The sequence below is a fragment of the Sulfitobacter sp. TMED3 genome (assembly GCF_002167505.1).
Lineage (GTDB): Bacteria > Pseudomonadota > Alphaproteobacteria > Rhodobacterales > Rhodobacteraceae > Sulfitobacter > Sulfitobacter pontiacus.
Genome location: NZ_NHBI01000028.1, coordinates 1 through 24,569, shown reverse-complemented (window position 1 = coordinate 24,569; position 24,569 = coordinate 1). Strand labels below are relative to the sequence as shown.

Below are 24,569 nucleotides of genomic sequence, written 5' to 3'. Positions count from 1 at the left end.
CCTATGGCTGACTTCTTTTTCAACACCACGCTGGGGACGATCCTGCTGATTATTGGCCAGATTTTCCTTGTTGTGATTCCCCTGCTTCTTGCCCTTGCGTTCCTGATGTACGCTGACCGGAAAATCTGGGCGTCGGTACAGCTGCGCCGCGGCCCGAACGTTGTAGGCATCTACGGTCTGCTGCAATCCTTTGCGGATTTCGCGAAATACATCGTTAAAGAGGTGGTCGTGCCCGCTGGTGCGGACCGCGCCGTGTTCTTCATGGCCCCGATGGTCACATTGGTTATGGCGCTGGTCGCCTGGGCAGTGATCCCGTTCAACGACGGTTGGGTTCTGTCGAACATCAATGTCGCGATCCTTTATGTCTTCGCGATCTCGTCGCTTGAAGTCTATGGCGTGATCATGGGCGGGTGGGCGTCAAACTCCAAATACCCGTTTCTGGGCTCGCTGCGCTCTGCCGCGCAGATGATCTCTTACGAGGTGTCGATCGGTCTGATCATCATCGGCGTCGTCATTAGCTCTGGCTCGTTGAACTTTGGGGACATCGTGCTGTCGCAAAGCGGCGACTACGGTCTGCTGAACTGGTACTGGCTGCCGCACTTCCCGATGCTGATCCTTTTCTTTATCTCGGCGCTGGCCGAAACCAACCGCCCGCCATTTGACCTTCCCGAAGCGGAATCGGAACTGGTTGCCGGGTATCAGGTCGAATATTCCTCCACGCCTTTCTTGCTGTTCATGATCGGCGAACTGGTCGCCGTGGTGCTGATGTGCGCGCTGATCTCGCTGATGTTCTTTGGCGGTTGGCTGTCGCCGATCCCCGGCCTGCCGGACGGCATCTTCTGGATGGTCGCCAAGATGGGGCTGGTGTTCTTCTTCTTCTCGTTGGTCAAGGCGATCACCCCGCGGTACCGCTATGACCAGCTGATGCGTCTGGGATGGAAAGTGTTCCTGCCATTCAGCCTGTTCTGGGTTGTCTTCGTATCCTTCGCCGCGAAATTCGATTGGTTCTGGGGTATCTATGCCCGTTGGACAGTAGGGGGCTGATATGGCTAACACCGACTATACCCGTCACGCGAAATACTTCCTGCTGCAGGATTTCTATCACGGCTTGAAGCTGGGCATTAAGTATATGTTCAAGCCCAAGGCGACGATCAACTACCCGCATGAAAAGGGCCCGCTGAGCCCTCGGTTCCGTGGTGAACACGCCCTGCGCCGCTATCCCAACGGGGAAGAGCGTTGCATCGCGTGCAAACTGTGCGAAGCGGTGTGCCCGGCGCAGGCGATCACCATCGACGCGGAACCGCGCGATGACGGCAGCCGCCGCACCACGCGCTATGACATCGACATGACCAAATGCATCTACTGCGGTTTCTGTCAGGAAGCCTGCCCGGTTGACGCGATTGTCGAGGGGCCGAATTTTGAATTCTCGACCGAGACCCGCGAAGAGCTGTTCTATGACAAGGCCAAGCTGCTGGACAACGGCGAACGCTGGGAAGCTGAAATCGCGCGCAACCTCGAACTGGACGCGCCGTACCGATGACCGACAGCCAGAACCCTTTTGAAGAGATGATGCGTCAGATGCAGGATATGGCCAAAGCCTTTCCTGCAATGGATGCGTTTTCCCCCAAAGGGTTCGAGGCGATGATGGGCAAGATGCCCAAAGACATGATGGAAACGTTTTTTGGCAATACCATGAACCCCAACGGGTTGGATGCCAAAACACGGATGTTGCTGACGATTTCGGGGCTGACCATGCAGGGTGCCCAGAATGACGTGGCGCTGCGTCAGGCCGTGATCCACGCGGTAGAGGCAGGGGCCCACAAGCAGCAAGTGATAGAGACGATCGGGCAGATGGCGGTTTTCGCCGGCATCCCTGCCATGACCCGCGCAATGGAAATCGCGCAGGGTGTTTTGGATGACAAGGAAGGTGACGCATGAGCGTTTTCGCATTTTACCTCTTCGCGATCAGCGTGATCGCTGGCGGGCTGTTCACTGTGATCAGCCGCAACCCCGTGCATTCGGTGCTGTGGTTGATCCTGTCCTTCCTCAGCGCGGCGGGGCTTTTCGTGCTGCTCAACGCCGAATTCGTCGCGATGCTGCTGATCATTGTCTATGTTGGCGCGGTCGCGGTGCTGTTCCTGTTCGTTGTCATGATGCTTGATGTCGACTTCGCCGAGCTCAAGGCCGAAATGGCGCGCTATATGCCGCTGGCCCTGTTGATCGGTCTGGTGATCCTGATGCAATTCGTGATGGCGTTCGGCGCATGGGATGCGAACTCTGCCGCCGAGGGGCTGCGCACGCAGGTGATCACCGACGAGGTGCACAACACCGCCGCATTGGGCCTGATCCTTTATGATCAATACTTCCTGCTGTTCCAGCTGTCGGGTCTGATCCTGCTGGTCGCGATGATCGGGGCGATTGTTCTGACGCTGCGCCACCGTGCGGATGTGAAACGCCAGAACGTGGTCGATCAGATGATGCGCGATCCGAAGCTGGCGATGAAACTGAATGATGTGAAACCCGGGCAGGGCCTTTAGGCGGCCTGCCCAATCAAGGATGTGATCCATGTCACGTAATACAATTGTGGTGCTTGTCGTCGTTTTGATCGTGGTCGTGGGCGGCTACAGCATTTTCTAGGTGCGACGGGATCGGGATGGAAACATCCCGCGACAAGAACTAAAGAACGCCTGAAACGGGCAAAAGAACCGAGGGACGACATGATCGGAATTGAACATTACCTGACAGTAGCGGCGACGCTGTTTGTCATTGGCATTTTCGGGCTATTCCTGAACCGCAAGAACATCATCATCATGTTGATGTCGATCGAGCTTATGCTCTTGGCGGTGAACATCAACTTTGTCGCTTTCTCCTATTATCTGGGTGATTTGGTGGGGCAGGTGTTCACGCTGTTCGTCCTGACCGTCGCTGCGGCAGAGGCCGCAATCGGGCTGGCCATTCTGGTCTGCTTCTTCCGCAATCGGGGTACGATCGCGGTTGAAGATGTCAACGTGATGAAGGGCTAAGATCATGGAAACGATCATTCTTTTCGCACCACTTGTCGGTGCATTGATCTGTGGTTTCGGCTGGAAGCTGATCGGGGAGAAGACCGGCCAATATGTGGCAACGGGTCTACTGTTCCTCGCGGCGCTGCTCAGCTGGATCGTCTTCCTTTCGTTTGACGGTGAAACACAGCACATCCAGATCCTGCGCTGGATCGAAAGCGGCAGCCTGTCGACCGATTGGGCGATCCGTCTCGACCGTCTGACCGCGATCATGCTGATCGTGATCACCACGGTCTCCAGCCTCGTGCATCTCTATTCCTTCGGCTACATGGCCCATGACGAGAATTTCTCGGACGCNGAACCCTATCGNGCCCGTTTCTTCGCCTATCTGTCNTTCTTCACCTTCGCGATGCTGATGCTNGTGACATCTGACAACCTTGTNCAGATGTTCTTTGGNTGGGAAGGCGTGGGNGTCGCATCCTATCTGCTGATCGGCTTCTACTATAAGAAGCCCTCGGCGAATGCGGCGGCGATCAAGGCGTTTGTGGTCAACCGTGTCGGTGACTTCGGCTTTGCGCTTGGTATCTTTGGCCTGTTCTATCTGACCGACTCGATCAAGTTCGACGATGTCTTCGCCGCAACACCCGAACTGGCGGAAACNACCGTTGGTTTCCTTTGGGCCGACTGGAATGCCGCGAACCTGATCGCGATCCTGCTGTTCATCGGTGCGATGGGTAAATCGGCGCAGCTCTTNNTGCACACATGGTTGCCCGACGCGATGGAAGGCCNGACGCCTGTGTCGGCGCTGATCCACGCCGCGACGATGGTGACGGCCGGTGTTTTCCTTGTCTGCCGCATGTCTCCGTTGATGGAGGTCGCCCCCGAGGCAATGACATTCGTCACCTTCCTTGGAGCCACCACCGCCTTTGTCGCCGCGACCATCGGTCTGGTGCAGAACGACATCAAACGCGTCATCGCCTATTCGACCATGTCGCAGCTTGGGTATATGTTCGTGGCCGCTGGCGTTGGCATGTATTCTGCCGCGATGTTCCACCTGTTCACCCACGCGTTCTTCAAGGCGATGTTGTTCTTGGGGGCGGGGTCGGTGATCCACGCGATGCACCACGAGCAGGACATGCGTAACTATGGCGCGCTGCGTAAGAAAATCCCCTATACTTTCTGGGCGATGATGATCGGTACGCTGGCCATTACCGGTGTCGGTATTCCGTTGACGCATTTCGGCTTCGCGGGCTTCCTGTCCAAGGATGCGATCATCGAAAGCGCCTGGGGCGGCGGGTCCATGTATGGCTTCTGGATGCTGGTGATCGCGGCTGCGATGACAAGCTTCTACAGCTGGCGCCTGATGTTCCTGACCTTCTTTGGCAAGGCGCGCGGCGACAAGCATACCCATGACCACGCACATGAAAGCCCGATGGTCATGCTGGTGCCGCTTGGCGTGCTAAGCCTTGGCGCGATCTTTGCGGGTATGATCTGGTACAACAGCTTCTTTGGCCACGCCGAGGATGTGGGCGAGTTCTATGGCATCCCCATGGCCGAGATNGCCGCCGGTGGTGAAACCCATGTTGAAGGGGCGGAAGACAGCCACGCCGACGCAGGTGACCACGCTGAAGACGGCCANGGTGCCGATGCCGGTCACCACGGTCCCGCCTTCGCCGGTGCACCGGGCGAGGGGGCATTGTATATCGCACCGGACAACCACGTTCTGGACGACGCCCACGCCGCACCGGCATGGGTCAAGGTCAGCCCGTTCATCGCGATGGTCTTTGGCCTTGTGATGGCCNTGTGGTTCTACATCTGGAACCCGACCCTGCCGTCGCGTCTNGCGGCGAACCAACGGCCGCTTTATCTGTTCTTGCTGAACAAGTGGTATTTCGACGAGCTNTATAACGTGATCTTCGTCAAACCCGCGATGGCNATCGGTCGCTTCTTCTGGAAGCGCGGGGACGGCAATGTGATCGACGGCACGCTGAACGGTGTCGCTATGGGGATCATCCCGTTCCTCACCCGACTGGCAGGGCGCGCGCAGTCCGGCTATATCTTTACCTACGCCTTTGCCATGGTGATCGGCATCGCGGTCCTTGTGACCTGGATGACGATGAGCGGGGGGGCACACTAATGGATCATCACTTGCTTTCCATCATTACCTTCATGCCCAGCTTTGCGGCGCTTATTCTGGCTGTGTTCCTGCGGGGCGATGACGCCGCAGCGGGGCGCAATGCAAAGTGGCTCGCACTGATCACGACGACGGTCACCTTCCTGATCTCGCTGTTCATCCTGTTCGACTTCGACCCGTCCAACACCGGGTTCCAGTTCGTCGACGAGGCGCAGTGGCTGATGGGCCTGAAATATCGCCTGGGCGTTGACGGGATTTCGATCCTCTTCGTGATGCTGACCACCTTTATGATGCCACTGGTCATTGCCGCCAGCTGGAACGTAGAGACGCGGGTCAAGGAATATATGATCGCCTTCCTGCTGCTGGAAACGNTGATGCTNGGCGTGTTCATGGCGCTGGATCTGGTGCTCTTCTACCTCTTCTTCGAAGCAGGTCTGATCCCGATGTTCCTGATCATCGGCATCTGGGGCGGGGCGAACCGCATTTACGCTTCGTTCAAGTTCTTCCTCTATACCTTCCTCGGGTCCGTCCTGATGCTGGTGGCGATGGTGATGATGTACGCGGATGCCGGCACGACNTGTATTGGCGGATGCGAGGTCAGCTTNCTGACCCATACCTTTGCCTCCGACAGCTTCTCGATTGCGGGGATCACCGTGGTCGGCGGGNTGCAGACCATGATGTTCNTGGCGTTCTTTGCCAGCTTCGCGGTGAAAATGCCGATGTGGCCGGTGCACACATGGTTGCCGGACGCGCACGTTCAGGCGCCGACAGCCGGTTCCGTGGTGCTGGCGGCGATCCTGCTGAAAATGGGCGGCTACGGCTTCNTGCGCTTCTCGGTGCCGATGTTCCCNGTGGGGGCAGANGTGATGGCCCCGCTGGTGCTGTGGATGTCGGCGATNGCGATTGTCTATACCTCGCTGGTGGCGCTGGTGCAGGAAGACATGAAAAAGCTGATCGCCTATTCCTCGGTNGCGCATATGGGTTTCGTGACCATGGGTATCTTTACCTTNAACCANCAGGGNCTGGATGGNGCGATCTTCCAGATGATCAGCCACGGCTTCATCTCGGCTGCGTTGTTCCTCTGTGTCGGCGTGATCTATGACCGGATGCACACCCGCGAGATTGACGCCTATGGCGGTCTGGTGAACCGGATGCCTGCCTATGCGCTGGTGTTCATGTTCTTCACCATGGCCAACGTCGGTCTGCCGGGGACATCGGGCTTTGTCGGGGAATTCCTGACGCTGATGGGTACGTTCCAGGTGAACACCTGGGTCGCGGCGGTAGCCACCTCCGGGGTGATCTTCTCGGCGGCCTATGCGCTGTGGCTCTATCGNCGCGTGGTGATGGGCGATCTGATCAAGGAAAGCCTGCGCACCATCACNGACATGTCGCGCCGCGAACGCTGGATCTTTGCCCCGCTGGTGGCAATGACGTTGCTGTTGGGTGTCTACCCGGCGCTGGTGCTCGACATGATCGGGCCATCGGTTGCCGCCCTAGTTGATAGCTATGATACGGCCCTGGAGGCGGCAGGTGCCGCTGTCCAGACGGCCTCAGAATAAAGGACCGCGCGATGATTTCCGCTGATCTGAATGTCATCCTGCCCGAAATCCTGCTGGCGCTTTTCGCGATCCTGGCACTGCTTGGGGCGGTTTACACCAACAAGGACGCCGCCGCGGGGGTGATCGTCTGGGCCACGGCAATCGTGATGACGCTGCTGGCGATCTGGATCGGTATGACCAGCGGTGGCACCACGCGCATCGCCTTTAACGGTCTGTTCGTCGAAGACAGCTTTGCCCGTTTTGCCAAAGTCACCATGCTGCTCAGCGCGGCGGCGGTGCTGGCGATGTCCGAAGCATATATGAAAAAGCGCGGGCTGCTGCGGTTTGAATATCCGGTGCTGATCGCGCTGAGCGTCGTCGGCATGATGATGATGGTCAGCGCGGGCGACCTGATGACCCTTTACATGGGCCTCGAGCTGCAATCGCTGGCGCTTTATGTCGTCGCCTCTCTGCGTCGTGACAGCGTGAAATCGACCGAAGCGGGTCTGAAGTATTTCGTACTGGGCGCTTTGTCCTCTGGTCTGCTGCTCTACGGTGTGTCGCTGGTCTATGGCTACGCCGGCACCACGCAATTCGCGGGCGTCATGAGCCTTGCGAGCGCAGGGCAGACATCGATTGGCCTGTTGTTCGGGATCGTCTTTGTCGTCTCTGGTCTGGCGTTCAAGGTTTCGGCCGTGCCGTTCCACATGTGGACGCCCGATGTCTACGAGGGCGCACCGACGCCGGTTACAGCTTTCTTCGCCACAGCCCCCAAGGTTGCCGCGATGGCGCTGTTTGCCCGCGTGCTGCATGACGCCTTTGGCAATGCTGTCGCCGACTGGAGCCAGATCGTCGCGCTGCTGTCGGTCCTGTCCATGTTCCTTGGTGCCGTCGCCGCGATTGGTCAGACCAACATCAAACGCCTGATGGCCTATTCCTCGATCGCCCACATGGGCTATGCGCTGATCGGCCTTGCCGCCGGGACTGAACTGGGTGTCAAATCCATGCTGGTCTATCTGGCGATCTACGTGACCATGAACATCGGCACCTTTGCCTTCATCCTCGGGATGGAGAAAGACGGCCAGCCGGTCACCGATATCTCGGCGTTGAACATGTATTCCAAACGCGCGCCGGGTAAGGCGCTGGCGATGCTGGTGCTGCTGTTCTCGCTTGCGGGTGTGCCGCCGATGCTGGGCTTCTTCGCCAAGCTGGGTGTCTGGCAGGCGGGTGTGGATGCGGGGCTGGTCTGGCTGGTTGTTGCCAGCGCCGTCGCCTCGGCCATCGGTGCCTATTATTACCTGCGTATCGTTTTCCTGATGTATTTCGGTGCCGAAGGCGATGACCGTCTGGACGAAGGCAAAAGCAGCCTGCTGTCGGGGTTCGTTGTTGCCTCTGCCGTGATCATGGTCGTGGGTATCCTGAACATGTTTGGCGTCGAAACTGCTGCGATCTCTGCAGCGGCGACGCTGATCAACTGATCTGCCGGTGACATCGGTGAACAATGGCGCTTCCACCGGGGGAGCAACGGGGGCCAAGGCGCAAAACGCGTCTTGGCCCGATGGCTATGGGCGGCAGGTTTTCGATAGCGTCGATTCCACGCTGAGCGAGGCGGCACGCCAAGCGAGCGAGCTNACNGGGTCCACATGGATCCTCGCGCAGGAGCAGACCGCCGCACGCGGTCGGCGCGGNCGGTCCTGGGCCACGCCACGGGGCAANTTTGCTGCGACGCTGATGATGCGCCGGTCCGAAAGCCCCTCGACCGCGGCGCTGCGCAGCTTTGTCGCNTCGCTTGCCNTGCGCCGNGCCTTTGTCGCCACCACGCGGGACGAGGGGGCCTTNACNCTNAAGTGGCNNAACGACGTGCTGCTGAANGGCGGTAAGGTNGCGGGCATCCTGCTGGAAAGCATCGGTGATTTTCTGGCCATCGGNATCGGGGTGAACCTTGCCCANGCGCCCGGTGCCGATCAGGTCGAGGCAGGGGCCCTGCGCCCCGTTTCCGTCGTGGCAGAGACTGGCAAGGTNGTCCCGCCCGAGGTCTTTCTGGATGCGCTGGCGGCGGAATACGCGCAGCTGGAAACCCAGTTCCAGACCTATGGTTTTGCCCCCATCCGTACCGCGTGGTTGTCCCATGCCGCGCGTTTGGGCGAAGAGATCNTCGCGCGCACCATGAAGGACGAAACCCGTGGTGTGTTCGAAGACGTGGACGCGCAAGGCAACCTGATCCTGCGCACCCCTAAAGGCCGTGTGCCCATCACTGCGGCGGATGTATTTTTCTAAGCGCGAGCGGAGGGATGTGCCATGCTGTTGGCGATTGACTGCGGAAACACCAATACAGTCTTTTCGATCTGGGACGGGGCGCGGTTCCTCGGGACGTGGCGGACCTCTACCGAATGGCAGCGNACCTCTGACCAATATTACGTCTGGCTCAGCACCTTGATGAAGTTTCAGGGCGTCGAGGCAGANATCACCGATGTCATCATCAGCTCGACCGTGCCGCGGGTGGTGTTCAACCTGCGCGTTCTGGCGGACCGCTATTTTGACACGCGGCCCATTGTGGTGGGCAAACCCGATTGCCTGCTGCCGGTGGATGTCCGCGTTGACGAAGGCACCGCCGTGGGGCCTGACCGACTGGTCAACACGGTGGCGGGNCATGATCTTTATGGCGGTGATCTGATCATTGTCGATTTCGGCACGGCGACGACCTTTGATGTGGTCGATACGGACGGGGCCTATATCGGCGGGGTGATTGCCCCCGGTGTAAACCTGAGCCTTGAGGCATTGCATAACGCCGCNGCGGCCTTACCTCATGTAGACATCTCGAAACCACAGGCGGTGATTGGTACAAATACCGTCTCTTGCATACAATCGGGCATTTTTTGGGGTTATGTTGGCCTCGTCCGTGAGATATGTGCCCGAATAAAGGCTGAGCGCGGCCGCGAAATGCGCGTGATTGCCACAGGCGGGCTNGCCCCGCTCTTTCAACAGACAGTCGATCTGTTTGATGCATACCAAGATGATTTGACGATGCACGGCCTGACCGTGATTTATAACTATAACAAGGATACCGCTTAGTCATATGAGCAGCGAAAGATTGATCTATCTGCCCCTCGGTGGGGCAGGTGAAATTGGCATGAATGCCTATGTTTATGGATACGGGAAACCCGGTAAGGAGCGGCTGATTGTTGTCGACCTTGGCGTGGCCTTCCCCGACATGGACACAAGCCCCGGCGTGGATCTGATCATCCCCGATATCGCCTGGCTTGAAGANCGCCGCGACCAGATCGAGGCGATTTTCATCACCCACGCCCACGAAGACCATATCGGTGCCGTGGCCCATACCTATGACCGCCTGCGCGCGCCGATCTATACGCGGAAATTCACCGCCAATATCGCCAAGCGCAAGATGGACGAATACGGCCACCCCGACGATGCGGTGACCACCGTGGCCCCTTGGCCGCAGCAAACGACCGTAGGGCCGTTCAAAGTGGGCTTCCTGCCCATGTCCCACTCNATCCCTGAATCGTCGTCGCTNGTGATCGACGTGGCCGGCGATCGGCTGATCCACTCGGGCGACTTCAAGATCGACATGACACCCGGTGTNGGTGAACCCTACGACCCCGAACTTTGGGCCGACGTGTCCAANGACGGCGTTAAGGCGCTGATCTGTGACAGTACCAACGTCTTCTCGCAGCATGCAGGCCGGTCCGAAGCGACCGTCGGGCCAGAGATTGAAAAACTGCTTGGCACGGCGCAGGGTATGGTCGTCGCGACGACCTTCGCCTCTAACGTCGCGCGTGTGAAGACGCTGGCGGATGCGGGCGAACGGGCAGGGCGGTCGGTTGTGCTGCTGGGACGCGCGATGAAACGCATGGTCGAAGCCTCGCTTGAAACCGGCGTGATGAAGGACTTCCCCCCGGTCGTNAGCCCGGAAGAAGCCCGCGGTATCCCGCGCGAGAACCTGATGCTGCTGGTGACAGGCTCGCAGGGGGAGCGCCGTGCGGCGTCGGCACAGCTGGCNCGCGGNAAATACATGGGGCTGGAAATGAAGGAAGGGGACATGTTCCTGTTCTCCTCCAAAACCATTCCNGGCAACGANCGTGGCGTGATCAAGGTGATCAACGCATTCTCCGAGATGGGCGTTGATATCGTCGACGACAGCTCGGGTCTGTATCACGTNTCNGGCCACGCCAACCGTCCCGATCTGGAAACGCTGCATGACGTGGTCAAGCCGCAGATTCTGATCCCGATGCATGGTGAGCACCGCCACCTGCGCGAGCACACCAAAATCGCCAACGCCAAGGGGATGAAGGGTGTTCTGGCCGTNAACGGCATGATGATCGANCTGTCGGGCAACGAGCCCAAGGTCGTNGAATATGTNGACAGCGGGCGGACNTANCTNGANGGNTCNACNCANATNGGCGCGATGGANGGCGTTGTGCGCGACCGTATCCGCATGGCGTTGAACGGCCACGTCACCGTGACCGTCATCCTGGACGAGAATGACGAAGCTTTGGGCGATCCTTGGGTCGATGCCATGGGTCTGCCAGAGCAAGGTCGGTCCAAGACGTCGCTGGTTGANGTGCTGGAAGCCGATCTGNCCCAGTTCCTTGGCCGTGCTAATGCCAAGACCCTGCGCGACGACGACAAGCTGCACGATGGGTTGAAGCGCACNGTGCGTCAGTCCGCCAACGATGAGATCGGCAAAAAGCCCGAGGTTACCATCGTGGTCAGCCGCCTGAGCTAAAACGNTCTCANGCTNAATNGAAACGCCGCGCAGCCCNCTGCGCGGCGTTTTGCGTTTGTGGGGGCAGGGTGTGGCGCGTCGGNNCTGCTGNAAGGCAAAGCGGTAACNGACAAAGNAAAAGGCGCAGAGGATGCTCTGCGCCTTTAATCGTTTCTGTCAGTGGTGCGNGGGGTTATTCGCGACGCTCGGCAAAGCTCAGGCCGATGAACTCGGGCGTGTGATCGCCCAGACCGACGACGCGGTTGTCGTTGCGGTTGTTCTGCTGACGGTTGTTGTCATTGCGGTTGTTATCACCGCGCCCGCCACGGCCACCGCGACGGTTGTTGGGTTTGTCNTCCTGAGCGGCNTCTGCCTTTTGGGCAGGGGCCTTGTCTGCGGACTCCTTGGCTGGTTTGTNCGACTTTTTGTCNTGCGGCTTTGCNTNAGANTTGGCGTCCGCTTTGGCATCGGGTTTGTCAGCNTTGGGGCTGTCNGCCTGCGCCGTCTCTGTCTGTTCAGCGTCAACCTTAGCCGCATCAGGCTTTTTACGGCTGCGNGTGCGGGTGCGTTTGGGCTTNTCAGATTTGGCCGCCTCATCGGATTTCGCAGCGGGGGCGTCGGCTGTCTTGGCCNCTGCCGCNGGGGCCGCTTTTGCCTCCGAACCGCCCAAGGGGTTGTCGAGGCGCGGGATCTCGCGCTGTACCAGACGTTCAACGTCTTCGAGGTTNTTTTCGTCCCGCGGGACGCAGATCATGATCGCCTTGCCATCACGTCCCGCGCGACCCGTGCGGCCGATCCGGTGCACGTAATCCTCGGCATGGGANGGCACGTCGTAGTTATACACGTGGCTGACCGACGGCACATCAAGACCGCGCGCCGCCACGTCAGAGGCAACAAGGAAGCGCAGATCGCCGTTGCGGAACCCTTCCAGTGTTTTGGTCCGCTGGCTTTGATCAAGATCCCCGTGGATCGGAGCCGCGTCATAGCCGTATTTNTTCAACGACTTAGCGACCGTATCCACATCCATCTTGCGNTTGCAGAAGATGATCGCGTTTGTGCATTTGTCGCCTTCGGCGTCGATCAACGCGCGCAGCACTTTGCGTTTTTCCGTCGCTTCGCGGTCCTTGCGTGAGGCTTTGAACATCAGCACGCCTTGCTCGATATTCTCGCTCGTGGTGGCCTGACGGGCCACTTCGATACGCTCGGGCGCAGAGAGGAAGGTGTTCGTAATCCGCTCGATCTCGGGGGCCATCGTGGCCGAGAAGAACAGCGTCTGACGGGTAAAGGGCGTCATCTGGAAGATGCGTTCGATATCGGGGATGAACCCCATATCCAGCATCCGGTCGGCCTCGTCCACGACCATGATCTTCACGTCGGACAAGATCAGCTTGCCGCGCTCAAAGTGGTCGATCAGACGGCCGGGCGTGGCGATCAAAACGTCAACGCCCTTGTCGATCAGCTTGTCCTGCTCNCCGAANGACACNCCGCCGATCAGCANCGCNTTGGTCAGTTTCAGGTGCTTGGTATAGGTGTCGAAGTTNTCGGCNACCTGNGCNGCCAGTTCCCGCGTGGGGCACAGCACCAGACTGCGCGGCATCCGGGCGCGGGCGCGGCCACGGGCAAGCAGAGTGATCATGGGCAGGGTAAAGCTGGCAGTTTTGCCGGTGCCTGTTTGGGCGATTCCCAAGACGTCCTTGCCTTCAAGGGCAGGGGGGATCGCGCCGGCCTGAATGGGCGTGGGGGTTTCATACCCGGCCTCATTGATGGCTTTCAGGACTTTAGGATTAAGGTTTAGATCAGAAAATTTTGTCATGTGTGTCCGATGATAGCGGACATACACTTGGCCCGCGGCAGCATTCATGTCGGCCCGCATGGCCCAAGGGGCGGAGGCTCTCCGCGACATGTTCTGCACCCATTAACAAAGACTCCCCGTCGCGTCAAATGGATGCGCTAAAGCCCTGTGAAACGGGGGAAATGTGTTGCCAGATGGTTGGGCAGCGCCAGATCAACCTCGCGCAGGAGCCCGTGACCGCGCAGACGGCTGCGCAATTCCGGCGTATCGGCGCAGACTTCGTTGAAAAACGCGCGCAACCCGTCCTCGCCGCTTTCACTCTCTATCATCGAGAAAAGGTCATTGAGCGATAGGCCGCCCTGATCATAGGGGCGGTTGGGGCGCAGTTCGGGGCGGTAGCTGCCTTTGGTCACGCGGTAGCGGTAGGCGGCGATCCAGTCGTCCCATGTTTTCGCATGGGCATGGGCCAGCGTGATGTCGGGCGGGGCGTCGTGACAGTCCAGCATCTCGCCTTTTTGAAAGACGTTGTGGATGCGCAGATGCATATTCGGCAGCCCCGTGCGGACAAATACCTTGCCCGCAAGATGGCTGAGAAACCCGCCCTTCAAATAAGCGCCATAGGTCGGATAAAGCTCTGCCACAATGCGCGCGCGGTCGGGGCCGGCGGGGATGAACCCCTTGAACGCCGTCGGATCGCCTGAAAGCTGCTCCATCGGGCGGATGCGGGTGGCGGGCGCAGCTTGCGGGATATCGGCCAGAATGTCAGCGATCGGGCGGCCTGCGACCAGATACTCGTCCGCATCCATGTGGATCAGCCAGTCCACCTCGCGGCGGCGGTTGTAGGCATGGGTCGCATTTGCCGTCTGGCGTTGCTGGTGGGCGACTGGTCGGTCACGTTTGCGCTGCTTCCAATAGCGCGCGTCGCAGGTGATGACACGGATCTTGGGATGGGCGTCCAGATGGGCAAAGGCCTCGTCGTTGGGCGCATCCAGATAGATGTAAAGCCGCTGCGCGCCCGCCGCCAGATGATAGGCGGCGAACTGCAATATGTCGCGCGTCGGTGCCAGAATGGTAGAGGCGATGCCCCATGTCACATCAGTCATGGGGCCAGTTTGCGGTGCGTCGGTCGGGCTGGCAAGCCCAAGTCAGACCATCATTTCCTTGGTCGCGGTCAGGCGCACATCGGGGTAATCGCGGTCCACACGGTCGATATCCCATTGCAGCCGCGTCAGGTAAACGATGTCGCCATCGTGGTCATGGGCGATATGTTGTTTGTTGGCTTCTGTAAACTTATCAACGGCTTGTCGGTCACCGTTCACCCATCGAGCCGAGGTGAACTGCGATTGTTCGAACCGCACCGGCAGCCCGTATTCCAGTTCGATCCGGCTGGCGAGCACTTCGAACTGTAGCTGCCCGACGACGCCCACAACAAAGCCCGAGCCGATGGCGGGTTTAAAGACCTTCGCCGCACCTTCTTCGGCGAATTGCATCAGCGCTTTTTCAAGGTGTTTCGATTTCATCGGATCGCCCGCGCGCACGCCCTGCAAAAGCTCTGGCGCGAAGGACGGGATGCCACTGACGCGGATCGCCTCGCCCTCGGTCAGGGTGTCACCGATGCGCAGTTGCCCGTGGTTGGGAATGCCGATGATGTCACCGGCCCATGCTTCCTCTGCCAGTTCGCGGTCGGCGGCAAGGAACATCACGGGGTTGGTAACAGACATGGTTTTCTTGGACCGCACATGGGTCAGCTTCATGCCACGGGTAAAATGGCCCGACGCCAGACGGACAAAGGCCACGCGGTCGCGGTGCTTGGGGTCCATGTTCGCCTGAACCTTGAAGACAAAGCCGGAAACCTTTGGTTCTTCAGGTAAAATCTGTCTTGGCTCTGCCGATTGAATCTGCGGCTCGGGGCCGTAGGTGGCGATCCCGTCCATCAGTTCCTTGACGCCAAAGCTGTTGATCGCAGAGCCGAACCAGATCGGTGTCAGCGACCCTTCGGCCATCAGTTCGGCATCCAGCGGCGGCATCAGCTCGCGCACCATTTCAAGGTCTTCGCGCAGCTTCTCTAGCAGGGCGGCGGGCACGTGTTCGGCCAGCTTCGGGTCATCCAACCCTTCAATCGCAATGCTCTCAGCGACCTTGTTCCGGTCCGCACGGTCCATCAGTTCAAGCCGGTCGCGCAGGATGTCGTAGCAGCCGATAAAGTCGCGGCCCACGCCGATGGGCCAGCTTGCAGGGGTCACATCAATGGCAAGGTTTTCCTGAATTTCGTCGATGATCTCGAAAACGTCGCGGCTTTCGCGGTCCATCTTGTTACAGAATGTCAGGATCGGCAGGTCGCGCATGCGGCAGACCTCGAACAGCTTTTGCGTCTGGCTTTCCACGCCCTTCGCGCCGTCAATCACCATTACGGCCGCGTCAACGGCGGTCAGCGTGCGGTAGGTATCTTCGGAAAAGTCAGAGTGGCCGGGCGTATCCACGAGGTTAAAGCGGAAATTCGTGCCCTTGTTCATGAAATCGAATGACATGGCCGAAGCCGAGACAGAGATGCCGCGATCCTTTTCCATCGCCATAAAGTCNGANCGNGTGCGNCGCGCCTCGCCCTTGGCGCGGACCTGACCGGCCATCTGGATCGCCCCGCCGAACAGCANNAATTTCTCTGTCAGCGTGGTTTTCCCCGCATCGGGGTGGGAAATGATCGCAAAGGTGCGACGCCGAGCGATTTCGGCAGGCAAAGCGGGGCGGTTTGAGGGGGTATCCAACATGGNTTGGCATATATCCACGCCCGAACACACGCGCAAGTCTGCTTGGATCAGGCGCGTGCTGGCATTTCCTTGGGGGTAGGCGCGAAACTGCGGTATCATGGGGGCAGATGAAACAAGAGGGGGTGTGACAATGGAATTGAAAGAGATCGCAGATGCGTTGGTAAAAGGCTGCCGCGAGGGCCACGAGGTGGCGAACCTTGATCGGCTTTATGCGCAGGACGCCGTGTCGGTTGAAGGGATGGACCACGGAAACGGGCGCGAGACGCAGGGCCTTGAGGGCATCAAGGGCAAGCATGCGTGGTGGGACAGCGCGATGGAGGTGACGCGTCAGAATGTCAGCGACCCGATGNTCCACGGCGATGACCGTTTTGCCGTCATCTTTGATGTTGCGGCGCGCGAAAAAGACAGCGGCACCGAGATGGAGATGAAAGAGGTCGCCATCTACCACGTGGCCAATGGCAAGATCGTGCGCGAGGAATTCTTTGGCTGATCAGCGCATGCTGGCGCGGCGCAGCAGTTCTGCCGCGTCGGGGCGNTCCAGCAGNGGTTCNGACACATCNAGCCCCGCNTGGGGCAGGTCGGAATGGCCGGGGATGACATCGCCCATGGCGTCCGACAGCTCTTGCGGCAGCACGCCTTTGGTGCGGCTGTCGATCAGCATGGATTCCGCCGCGATGCCTTCGGCATAGATGATCTGGTGNCCGTCAAACAGCAGTTGGAAATAGTCGACAAAGCCGCCGTCCTGCACCCGTACCGTATCGCCGTTGACCAGATGGCGGACCTTGACCAGCAGCTCTGACCGGCCGGCNCCCAGACGGTCTTCGCGCTGGTAGATGAACAGGCGGTGATCGGGGCTGACGATCAGGTCATTGTCGTTGTTCAATGTGCCCGCGTNGATGCAGATCGGGGCGAATTCGCCNACCGCGCGCACGGTGCTTTGNCCGATCCAGCGGATCGCCTGCACGCCGTCATCGCGGGTCAGGACCTTGTCNCCGACGCAGAGNTCNTCGATCGGGCGCTGCTCACCGGTGGCCATGGTGATATGCGTGCCGCGGGTGAAGGACACACANGCCACTTGCGCGAACTTCTGGCGCATCGTCTCGGTGTCGATGCCAACCAGCCGGTATTCCACTTTCGACGACAGCGCGCTGAGCGGGATGAGATAGATCGCTTCGGCATGGNCNTCATCGGCCACTTCGACCAGCAGGATCGCATCGTTGATCTGCCCGTCAGGNGACATGAAGGTCAGGGCGCAATCCAGATGCAGGGCGGCCCCGCTGGTGCCGGTTTGCGTATCGGGCGCGATCGACAGGCTGCCATCCGGTGCCGTCTGGATCGACAGGCGCACTGGTTCCGCCCCGTAGGACAGCTCGTACACATCATCCAGCAGCAGTTCCGAGGCAAAAGACAGCGNGTCGCCCATATTCGCACCATCCGTCGCCGTGAATTGCGTCGCACGAAAGACNGGGACGCTTTGCGGAGGGGAAGGGCGGGGCGAGGTCATGGGGCGGGCCTTTGCGCGCGAAAGNTGAATGATATCGGGGNCGGCAGTCACACAACTGCNGGTGGTTCTTGTGTCCTTGCCATAGGATTGTGTCCCATTCGGGTCAAGCCTTTGGCCTTTTGCTGGCATTGTCCGCNANGACAGTGCTACGACTTGCGCGAACACTAACCGGGAGAGATCGCTATGGATCTGGGAATCAAGGGAAAACGCGCATTGGTTTGCGCATCGTCAAAGGGCCTCGGCCTGGGCTGCGCAGAGGCGCTGGCCGAAGCGGGTGTGGATCTGGTGATGAACGCACGCGGTGCCGCTGATCTGGAAACAGCCGCCGAACGCATCCGTCAGGACTATGGCGTCGAGGTCACCACCATCGCCGCCGATATCGCCACGGANGAAGGCCAGAAGCTGGTGCTGGAGGCCGCGGGCCAGATCGACATTNTGGTCAATAACGCAGGCGGCCCACCCCCCGGCATGTGGAGCGATTGGGACCGCGAGGATTTCATCAAGGCGCTCGATGCGAACATGCTGGCCCCCATNGCNATGATCAAGGCGCTGGTGCCCGCGATGATGGACCGTGGCTGGGGCCGCGTCGTCAACATCACCTCGCAATCCGTGCGNGCGCCAATCGGCGTTCTGGGGCTNAGCAACTCGGCNCGTACCGGTCTGACCGGCTATGTCGCGGGCACCTCGCGTCAGGTCGCGGGCAAGGGTGTCACGATCAACAACCTGCTGCCCGGCATCCACGCCACCGACCGCGCCGATGCACTGGATGGCGGCGTCGTCAAACAAAAGGGCATCACGCTGGAAGAGGCCCGCACCGAGCGCGCATCGACGATTCCCGCAGGGCGCTATGGCACGCGGCATGAATTCGGCGCGGCCTGTGCTTTCCTGTGCTCGCAACACGCGGGATTTATCGTCGGGCAGAACTTGCTGCTGGACGGCGGGGCGACCAATATCACGATGTAAGGGCGAGGGCCGGGCGCTGCGATGTCCGCGCGGAGCGCGCGCCCGTCTGACATATTTCATCACGTTTACGACAGACCGCCGCGCAACAGATAGCGCGGCGGTTTTTGCTAGGCTACCCATGGACGTTGCTGTCCCTTTCAAAGGTATTCCCGGATGTCCCCCATTGTTCTATTTGTCCTCTTCGGTGCCATCATCGCCGCAAGTCTGCTGGCCGCACCGCGCCGCGCCTCGGTCGAGGGATTCTTTGGCGGGATGACGGCCCAAGGCGGTGCGCCGGGGCTTTGGACGCTGGTGCTCAGCCAGGTCACCACATGGATTTTCGCGCGCAGCCTGATGAACGCGGCGATCCTGGGATATTACTACGGCATCGCGGGCACGCTGGCCTATGCGGCCTATTATGGGTCTTTCCTGACCGGGGGCTTTATCGTCGGGCGTCTGCGCCAGAACGGAGCCCTGTCGGTGCAGGATTGGCTGGGCGCGCGCTTTGGCGGGGCGGGCAATGCCTGCTATAATCTGGTCATCGCGCTGCGGCTCTTGTCCGAGGTGTTTGCCAATCTGCTGGTGGTGGGGCTGATCTTTAACGCCGTGCTGGCGGGTAGCGGCACGCCTGCGATCCTGATCGTGGCGCTCGTGGGGCTGGGCTATTCCGCTTGGGGCGGGCTGAGCGCTGCGCTGCGCACTGATGTGGTGCAGATGGTCGTGTTCCTTGTGGTTTTCGGCGTTGCCTTTGTGGCGTTGGTCGTGTCGCCCGGCTTTGATCTGGGTGCGGTTGTCACAGCACCGGGGACAGCAGGGGCCTATAACGGCTGGGTCTTGCTGGCCGTGGCGCTGTTGCAGGTGTTTTCCTACCCCGCGCATGATCCGGTGATGATGGACCGCGGGTTTATCGCCGACCCGGAGGTGACGCGCCGGTCCTTTCTGCATGCCTTCTGGATCTCGACCCTGTGTATCATCGGCTTCGGGTTCTTCGGCATTCAGGCGAGCCTTGTCGGTGCGGCCTACGAGGGGGAGCTGATCGGCACCTGGGCCACGATGTTTCCTGCGTGGGTGTTTGTCGCGCTGATGATTTCGCTGCTGGTCTCGGCGCTGAGCACGCTGGATTCCGCGCTCTCGTCTGCCGCGCGTCTGGTGGTTGAAGAGCTGAAGCTCGCACCGCGTAGCCTGAACGGCGGGCGGATCGTGATGCTGGGCTTTATGGCTGCGGGCACGGTGCTGACGCTCTGGGGCAATGCGACGCTGTTCGATGCGGTGGCCGTGTCGGGTACTGCGTCGATGTTCCTGACGCCGGTGCTGGTGGTCGGGCTGGTGATGCAGCGGCAGATCGCCCTATGGGCCTATCTGGTAGCCTTCGGGGCGGCGATGATAGGGGCCTTTGCCTATATTGCCCGTGCGTGGCCCGCCTTTGCCGCGGTGCTGCCAGAGGGGCATAAATACGAACAGCTTTTGGTGATTTGTGTGGTCGTTCTGGTCGCAGGCTTCGCGGCGGTGCTTGCGGGCGCGCGGCGGGGCTGATAGCGGTCGATCCCGAGCGAATTGATCGGATTAGACCGCGCCCATGACTGAAATGACTGACGTGCACCCGAGACTGGAAATCAAGAACCTGCAGCGCGCCTATGGCGGGCGGGCCGTCGTGGATGATGTCAGCCTGAAGATCATGCCGGGGCAGGTGACTTGCCTTCTGGGGCCATCGGGCTGTGGCAAGTCGACCACCCTGCGGATGATCGCCGGCGTCGAGATGCAGGACAGCGGTACGATCCATGTCGACGGCAAGCTGATCTGTGACACGGTTTTCCGCGTGCCCCCCGAACGGCGCGAGATCGGGTTGATGTTTCAGGATTTCGCGCTGTTTCCGCATCTTAGCGTGGCCGACAACGTGGGCTTTGGCCTGAAAACCGGNACCAAGGCCGAACGCCGCGCCCGTATCGAGGAACTGCTTGAACGTGTGGACCTGCTGCGATTTATCGACGGCTATCCGCATCAACTGTCGGGGGGCGAACAACAGCGCGTGGCGCTGGCGCGTGCCTTGGCCCCGCGGCCCAAGATCATGCTGATGGACGAGCCCTTCTCGGGGCTTGATAACCGCCTGCGCGATGACATCCGGGACGAGACTTTGGGCATCCTGAAAGAGGAAGGCACCGCCGTTTTGCTGGTCACCCACGAGCCCGAGGAAGCCATGCGCATGGCGGACGAGATCGCCCTGATGCGCGATGGCAAGATCGTGCAGCAGGGGGCCCCCTATAACGTGTACACCCGTCCCGTCGACCGCGCGTCGGTGGCGTTTTTCTCGGACGCGAATGTGTTGCGGGCCGAGGTGTCTGGGGCGCTGGCGCATACTGTCTTTGGCCGGTTTCTGGCCCCCGGCGTGCCGGACGGGACGCAGGTAGATATCGTGTTCCGCCCCCAGCATTTGCGCATCGACTTTGACCGAGCGGGCAAGGGGCCGTTGCCAACCTCGACCGATGGCACCGCAGCCCGCGCCGTTGTTGCGCGTGCGCGTTTCATGGGGAATGAGAGTCTCGTGGAATTTGTCATGGACCATGACGGCAGCACCCTGCGTGCCACCGTGCCCAATGTCTTTTTGCCGCAGCCCGGGGCCGTCATGTGGCTGACCGTGCGCCGCGATCGTTGTTTTGTCTTTCCGGTGCATGCGGCAGGGTAGACCGCTGGCGGCTGCCCCTGTGGCACCGCGGGATGCCTTCGGCGAGGATTTAATCCATTTGGAAGGCGGGCGGCGCGGTGAATAGCGCGGGCAGCGGGTGTGTCGCCTCGATCAGGTCAAGCCGCAGGGTCGTGTTTTGCCCTTTGGTTTCATCCCAACCCGACAGGGTCCAACTGCGCGCGGCATGGTTGAGCGCGTGGGGGTGGAGCACCAGCGTATCGAGTGAGCCATCGTCGGCGTTGTAGACGATCCTGAGTTTCTGGCGCGCGCGGATTGCGGCGCGCAGCACGGGCAGATGCCCCATCCCCCGCGCGGCATTGGCGAAAGGGTGTTCGATGCGCTGCCAGTCCTGCGTTGCGGGCTGTGCGGTTTCGGGCAAGGCCGCGTCGATCTTTTGCGCCAGAGAGGTCGCGGCGGCCTGTAGGTCGGGGTCAGTTGTTTCAAGCACAACGGCGAGGGCGAGTTGCAACGCCTCTATCTCATCGGGGGAGAGGGATAGAGGCGGCAGCACCGTCGCCGGTGTCAGCCGGTAGCCTGCGCCACGGGTGCCGGTGATCGCAACGCCCGACGCCTGCAGACGCGCGATGTCGCGGTAGAGCGTGCGCAAGGACACGCCCGCCGCCTGCGCCATATCCTCGGCCCGGTGAAGCTGGTGGTCGCCCAAGAGGGAGAGCAGGGAAAACAATCGGTCGCTGCGGCGCATGGTCTATCTGTGCCACGCAGGCGGGCAGGGTGCAAGGCAACTGCCAAAAAACTGTCAGGAGTGTTGGGGCGGTCGTCGNAGGGCGAAAATTTTGCGGGGCCGCGCGGCGGGGGAAACGCTTTGGCCCTTCAAGCTGCCAGAGCAGGGGCCTAAAAAGAGACAGAGTTTACCGGCGGGGGCAGTCCCCCTGCCACATATTCGGATTATGGAGTTGAGACTATGTTGAACAATATCGGCCTTCCGGGTCTTTTGCTGATTGCCGTTGTGGTGCTGGTCCTGTTCGGGCGCGGCAAGATTTCCAGCCTGATGGGCGAAGTCGGCAAGGGCATCACCAGCTTTAAGAAAGGCATCAGCGAAGGCGAAGATGACGTGAAAAACGGCGACAAGGACACCGCCGAGCTGAGCGATGACACCGTTGTTGTCACCGACACGAAGACCGATAAGGACCGGGTGTAAGCTCTCATGTTTGATATGGGGTGGTCAGAGCTGTTGGTCGTTGGCGTTGTCGCGCTGATTGTGGTGGGTCCCAAGGACCTGCCCGTGCTGTTTCGCAAGGTCGGCCAGTTTGTGGGCAAGGCCAAGGGGATGGCGCGCGAGTTCAGCAATGCGATGAATGATGCCGCCGATGACACGGGCATGCGCGAGATGTCATCCAGTTTGAACAAGACGTTGAAAACCGCGACGAACCCGCTGGGATCGGCGATGGACGAAGTCAAATCAGCGACCAAATCCCTGTCCAAATTCGACCCCGAAAGCGAGACGGGCAAACTGGCCTCGCAGCGGGCCGAGGATGTCAAGAAGATCCAGGCCGCCACCGCCCGTGCCGGTGCCGAGCGCAAACAGCGTGAAGCTGCCGAAGCGCTGGCACAGGCCGATGCCGCAGAGGCCAAACTGGCGACACCCGCCGCCGCGCCGCAGATCGAGAAGCCGGCGGCGAAAGCTCCTGCCAAGAAAGCGCCAGCCAAGAAGGCAGCTGCCGCCAAAGCGCCAGCCAAAGCCACACCTGCGAAGAAGCCTGCCGCCAAGAAGCCTGCCGCCAAGAAACCTGCNGCAGCGAAACCTGCNGCCAAGAAAGCCGCGCCCAAAGCGCCAGCGGCCAAAAAGAGTGACACATGAGTGCATCAGACGATATTGACGACAGCGCCGCCCCGCTGATCGAGCATCTGGCCGAGCTGCGCACGCGGCTGATCCATTCGGTGATCGCCTTTATCATCGGCATGGTGATCTGTTTTACCGTTTGGAATCCGATCTTTAACTTCCTGACGAACCCTTTGTGTTCGGCTATGGCCGAGCGNGGGCAGGAAGACTGNGGGTTGATCCTNATCAAGCTGCAAGAGGGCTTTTTCGTCGCCATCTCTATCTCTTTGCTGGGCGGGCTGGTNNTGGGCTTCCCCTATATCAGCTACCANCTGTGGCGCTTCGTGGCACCGGGGCTTTACAAGAACGAGAAGGGCGCGTTTCTGCCCTTCCTGATCTCGAGCCCGCTGATGTTCTTTTTGGGCGCGTCCTTTGCCTTTTATGTCGTGACACCGCTGGCTTTCGATTTCTTCCTTGGGTTCCAGCAGGCGGGNACGCTTGTCGGCGAGGGGACGGATAACGCAGGCGGGATCGCGGCCATCGCGTTCCAGGGGTCGGCTCANGAATATCTGAGCCTGACGATCAAGTTCATCGTGGCCTTTGGCCTGTGCTTTCAGCTGCCCGTATTGCTGACCCTGATGGGTAAGGCCGGACTGGTCAGCGCCGAAGGGCTTGGCAACGTGCGCAAATATGCGGTGGTTGGTATTCTGGTGCTGGCCGCACTTGTNACGCCGCCGGATGTGATCACCCAAGGGATCCTGTTTGTTGTGGTCTACGGGCTTTACGAAATCTCTATCTTTCTTGTAGGGCGGGTTGAACGCAAACGAGAAGAGCAGCTGCGCGCAGACGGGTATTATGACGACGANTATGATGACCCGATCCTCGCAGAGTTCGAAGAGGATGAGGACGACCTGAAGTGAACCGTGACCCGATGGACCGTATTGCAGCGGCGTTGGAGAGGATGTCTCCTCCGCCGCTGAAAACCCCGGATTTTGATGTAGCGGGGGCCTTTGTCTGGCAGACAGGGCCGGACCATCTGGCACCGGTCGAAACGGTCAGCAAGGTTGATCTGTCGCTGCTGGTNGGGGTGGATCGTGCGCGCGACACNTTGCTGGCCAACACGATGCAATTCGCCGCTGGTCTGCCCGCCAACAACGCCCTGCTGTGGGGCGCGCGCGGGATGGGCAAGTCGAGCCTTGTGAAAGCCGTGCACGCCCATGTCCGCGAAACGCACGACCGTCTGCGCATCGTGGAACTGCAACGTGAAGACCTGCCATCGGTAGGCCGTCTGCTGAGCCTGCTGCGCGGTGCGCGACAACGGTTTATCCTGTATTGCGATGATCTGAGCTTTGGTCATGACGACGCGCATTACAAGTCGCTGAAGGCGGTGCTGGATGGCGGGATCGAGGGGCGGCCAGAGAATGTCGTGCTTTATGCTACGTCGAACCGGCGGCATCTGATGCCCCGTGACATGATCGAGAACGAACGTGGCTCTGCCATCAACCCTGCCGAGGCGGTGGAAGAGAAAGTATCGCTGTCGGATCGGTTCGGGCTGTGGCTGGGCTTCCATCCCTGCGACCAGAAACAGTATCTGGATATGATCCGCGGCTATTGCGAGGCTTACGGGGTCGAGATTGACGCCAAGACGCTGCACGCCGAGGCGATCGAATGGCAAGCGAGCCGCGGGGCGCGGTCGGGTCGTGTGGCGT

Annotated in this window: 24 protein-coding genes; 19 read left to right on the top strand and 5 right to left on the bottom strand. The window is 60.3% G+C overall.

The window, feature by feature from the left end:
• Window positions 1-3 precede the first annotated feature (3 nt).
• The 11 genes from nuoH (at window position 4) to CBB63_RS08135 (ending at window position 11,418) form a co-directional block, all read left to right on the top strand.
• Window positions 4-1,044, top strand: coding sequence for an NADH-quinone oxidoreductase subunit NuoH (gene nuoH / locus CBB63_RS08185; RefSeq protein WP_005853973.1), 1,041 nt, complete (start codon window positions 4-6; stop codon window positions 1,042-1,044).
• A 1-nt stretch (window position 1,045) separates the two neighbouring features.
• A complete protein-coding gene (gene nuoI, locus CBB63_RS08180; RefSeq protein ID WP_009824856.1) occupies window positions 1,046-1,540 on the top strand; it encodes an NADH-quinone oxidoreductase subunit NuoI in 495 nt (164 codons plus the stop codon).
• Complete coding sequence (locus CBB63_RS08175) at window positions 1,537-1,938, top strand: carboxymuconolactone decarboxylase family protein (RefSeq protein ID WP_005853969.1); 402 nt, start codon at window positions 1,537-1,539, stop codon at window positions 1,936-1,938. The genes nuoI and CBB63_RS08175 overlap by 4 nt, the downstream gene beginning before the upstream one ends.
• Complete coding sequence (locus tag CBB63_RS08170; protein ID WP_005853967.1) at window positions 1,935-2,537, top strand: NADH-quinone oxidoreductase subunit J; 603 nt, start codon at window positions 1,935-1,937, stop codon at window positions 2,535-2,537. The genes CBB63_RS08175 and CBB63_RS08170 overlap by 4 nt, the downstream gene beginning before the upstream one ends.
• A 180-nt stretch (window positions 2,538-2,717) precedes the next feature.
• Window positions 2,718-3,023, top strand: coding sequence for an NADH-quinone oxidoreductase subunit NuoK (gene nuoK / locus CBB63_RS08165; protein ID WP_005853964.1), 306 nt, complete (start codon window positions 2,718-2,720; stop codon window positions 3,021-3,023).
• A 4-nt stretch (window positions 3,024-3,027) separates the two neighbouring features.
• Window positions 3,028-5,139, top strand: coding sequence for an NADH-quinone oxidoreductase subunit L (gene nuoL / locus CBB63_RS08160; protein WP_286698798.1), 2,112 nt, complete (start codon window positions 3,028-3,030; stop codon window positions 5,137-5,139).
• On the top strand, window positions 5,139-6,695 hold the full coding sequence (locus tag CBB63_RS08155; RefSeq protein WP_286698797.1) for an NADH-quinone oxidoreductase subunit M: 1,557 nt from the start codon (window positions 5,139-5,141) through the stop codon (window positions 6,693-6,695). The genes nuoL and CBB63_RS08155 overlap by 1 nt, the downstream gene beginning before the upstream one ends.
• Window positions 6,696-6,706: 11 nt before the next feature.
• Complete coding sequence (gene nuoN / locus CBB63_RS08150) at window positions 6,707-8,152, top strand: NADH-quinone oxidoreductase subunit NuoN (RefSeq protein ID WP_005853955.1); 1,446 nt, start codon at window positions 6,707-6,709, stop codon at window positions 8,150-8,152.
• Window positions 8,153-8,168: 16 nt separating this feature from the next.
• Window positions 8,169-8,951 (top strand): biotin--[acetyl-CoA-carboxylase] ligase, encoded by a 783-nt coding sequence (locus CBB63_RS08145; RefSeq protein ID WP_502695893.1) that lies wholly within the window; start codon window positions 8,169-8,171, stop codon window positions 8,949-8,951.
• A gap of 21 nt (window positions 8,952-8,972) precedes the next feature.
• Window positions 8,973-9,746: a type III pantothenate kinase gene (locus CBB63_RS08140; protein WP_286698795.1), complete on the top strand. Its 774-nt coding sequence runs from the start codon at window positions 8,973-8,975 to the stop codon at window positions 9,744-9,746.
• A gap of 4 nt (window positions 9,747-9,750) precedes the next feature.
• Window positions 9,751-11,418: a ribonuclease J gene (locus tag CBB63_RS08135; RefSeq protein WP_286698794.1), complete on the top strand. Its 1,668-nt coding sequence runs from the start codon at window positions 9,751-9,753 to the stop codon at window positions 11,416-11,418.
• Between the two features lie 172 nt (window positions 11,419-11,590).
• On the opposite strand, the gene CBB63_RS08130 is transcribed toward CBB63_RS08135, so the two are convergent.
• The 3 genes from CBB63_RS08130 to CBB63_RS08120 form a co-directional block, all read right to left on the bottom strand.
• Window positions 11,591-13,210 carry a DEAD/DEAH box helicase gene (locus CBB63_RS08130; RefSeq protein WP_286698793.1) on the bottom strand — a complete coding sequence of 540 codons (1,620 nt, stop codon included), beginning with the start codon at window positions 13,208-13,210 and terminating at the stop codon, window positions 11,591-11,593.
• Window positions 13,211-13,347: 137 nt separating this feature from the next.
• The gene (locus CBB63_RS08125; RefSeq protein WP_286698792.1) at window positions 13,348-14,292 is read right to left on the bottom strand and encodes a glycosyltransferase family 2 protein; all 945 of its coding nucleotides are present in this window, start codon (window positions 14,290-14,292) and stop codon (window positions 13,348-13,350) included.
• Between the two features lie 42 nt (window positions 14,293-14,334).
• A complete protein-coding gene (locus tag CBB63_RS08120; RefSeq protein WP_286698791.1) occupies window positions 14,335-15,954 on the bottom strand; it encodes a peptide chain release factor 3 in 1,620 nt (539 codons plus the stop codon).
• 97 nt (window positions 15,955-16,051) lie between these two features.
• Between CBB63_RS08120 and CBB63_RS08115 the strand changes: the two genes are divergently transcribed.
• A complete protein-coding gene (locus CBB63_RS08115) occupies window positions 16,052-16,444 on the top strand; it encodes a SnoaL-like domain-containing protein (RefSeq protein WP_502695891.1) in 393 nt (130 codons plus the stop codon).
• On the opposite strand, the gene CBB63_RS08110 is transcribed toward CBB63_RS08115, so the two are convergent.
• Window positions 16,445-17,458, bottom strand: a complete 1,014-nt coding sequence (locus tag CBB63_RS08110; protein ID WP_286698789.1) for a Hint domain-containing protein — start codon at window positions 17,456-17,458, stop codon at window positions 16,445-16,447.
• A 183-nt stretch (window positions 17,459-17,641) separates the two neighbouring features.
• Here CBB63_RS08110 and CBB63_RS08105 point away from each other — a divergent pair, with 183 nt between their 5' ends.
• From CBB63_RS08105 to CBB63_RS08095, 3 genes are all read left to right on the top strand, one after another.
• Window positions 17,642-18,421, top strand: a complete 780-nt coding sequence (locus tag CBB63_RS08105) for an SDR family oxidoreductase (protein ID WP_286698788.1) — start codon at window positions 17,642-17,644, stop codon at window positions 18,419-18,421.
• A 153-nt stretch (window positions 18,422-18,574) separates the two neighbouring features.
• On the top strand, window positions 18,575-19,933 hold the full coding sequence (locus CBB63_RS08100; protein WP_286698787.1) for an SLC5/6 family protein: 1,359 nt from the start codon (window positions 18,575-18,577) through the stop codon (window positions 19,931-19,933).
• Window positions 19,934-19,985: 52 nt separating this feature from the next.
• Complete coding sequence (locus tag CBB63_RS08095) at window positions 19,986-21,080, top strand: ABC transporter ATP-binding protein (RefSeq protein WP_174226629.1); 1,095 nt, start codon at window positions 19,986-19,988, stop codon at window positions 21,078-21,080.
• A 49-nt stretch (window positions 21,081-21,129) separates the two neighbouring features.
• On the opposite strand, the gene CBB63_RS08090 is transcribed toward CBB63_RS08095, so the two are convergent.
• On the bottom strand, window positions 21,130-21,783 hold the full coding sequence (locus CBB63_RS08090; RefSeq protein ID WP_286698786.1) for a helix-turn-helix transcriptional regulator: 654 nt from the start codon (window positions 21,781-21,783) through the stop codon (window positions 21,130-21,132).
• Window positions 21,784-22,002: 219 nt separating this feature from the next.
• Between CBB63_RS08090 and CBB63_RS08085 the strand changes: the two genes are divergently transcribed.
• The 4 genes from CBB63_RS08085 to CBB63_RS08070 form a co-directional block, all read left to right on the top strand.
• Window positions 22,003-22,239 carry a twin-arginine translocase TatA/TatE family subunit gene (locus CBB63_RS08085; protein WP_005853930.1) on the top strand — a complete coding sequence of 79 codons (237 nt, stop codon included), beginning with the start codon at window positions 22,003-22,005 and terminating at the stop codon, window positions 22,237-22,239.
• Window positions 22,240-22,245: 6 nt separating this feature from the next.
• Window positions 22,246-22,899, top strand: coding sequence for a Sec-independent protein translocase protein TatB (gene tatB, locus CBB63_RS08080; protein WP_286698785.1), 654 nt, complete (start codon window positions 22,246-22,248; stop codon window positions 22,897-22,899).
• Window positions 22,896-23,780, top strand: coding sequence for a twin-arginine translocase subunit TatC (gene tatC, locus CBB63_RS08075; protein ID WP_286698784.1), 885 nt, complete (start codon window positions 22,896-22,898; stop codon window positions 23,778-23,780). The genes tatB and tatC overlap by 4 nt, the downstream gene beginning before the upstream one ends.
• A gap of 41 nt (window positions 23,781-23,821) precedes the next feature.
• The coding region (locus CBB63_RS08070) for an ATP-binding protein (RefSeq protein ID WP_502695892.1) at window positions 23,822-24,569 on the top strand (748 nt) is incomplete at its 3' end.

What these genes read in the sequence shown, in the direction of transcription:
- nuoH (WP_005853973.1), top strand. Translation starts at nt 4, where the DNA reads ATGGCTGACTTCTTTTTCAACACCACGCTGGGGACGATCCTGCTGATT.
- nuoI (WP_009824856.1), top strand. Translation starts at nt 1,046, where the DNA reads ATGGCTAACACCGACTATACCCGTCACGCGAAATACTTCCTGCTGCAG.
- CBB63_RS08175 (WP_005853969.1), top strand. Translation starts at nt 1,537, where the DNA reads ATGACCGACAGCCAGAACCCTTTTGAAGAGATGATGCGTCAGATGCAG.
- CBB63_RS08170 (WP_005853967.1), top strand. Translation starts at nt 1,935, where the DNA reads ATGAGCGTTTTCGCATTTTACCTCTTCGCGATCAGCGTGATCGCTGGC.
- nuoK (WP_005853964.1), top strand. Translation starts at nt 2,718, where the DNA reads ATGATCGGAATTGAACATTACCTGACAGTAGCGGCGACGCTGTTTGTC.
- nuoN (WP_005853955.1), top strand. Translation starts at nt 6,707, where the DNA reads ATGATTTCCGCTGATCTGAATGTCATCCTGCCCGAAATCCTGCTGGCG.
- CBB63_RS08125 (WP_286698792.1), bottom strand. Translation starts at nt 14,292, where the DNA reads ATGACTGATGTGACATGGGGCATCGCCTCTACCATTCTGGCACCGACG.
- CBB63_RS08100 (WP_286698787.1), top strand. Translation starts at nt 18,575, where the DNA reads ATGTCCCCCATTGTTCTATTTGTCCTCTTCGGTGCCATCATCGCCGCA.
- CBB63_RS08090 (WP_286698786.1), bottom strand. Translation starts at nt 21,783, where the DNA reads ATGCGCCGCAGCGACCGATTGTTTTCCCTGCTCTCCCTCTTGGGCGAC.
- CBB63_RS08085 (WP_005853930.1), top strand. Translation starts at nt 22,003, where the DNA reads ATGTTGAACAATATCGGCCTTCCGGGTCTTTTGCTGATTGCCGTTGTG.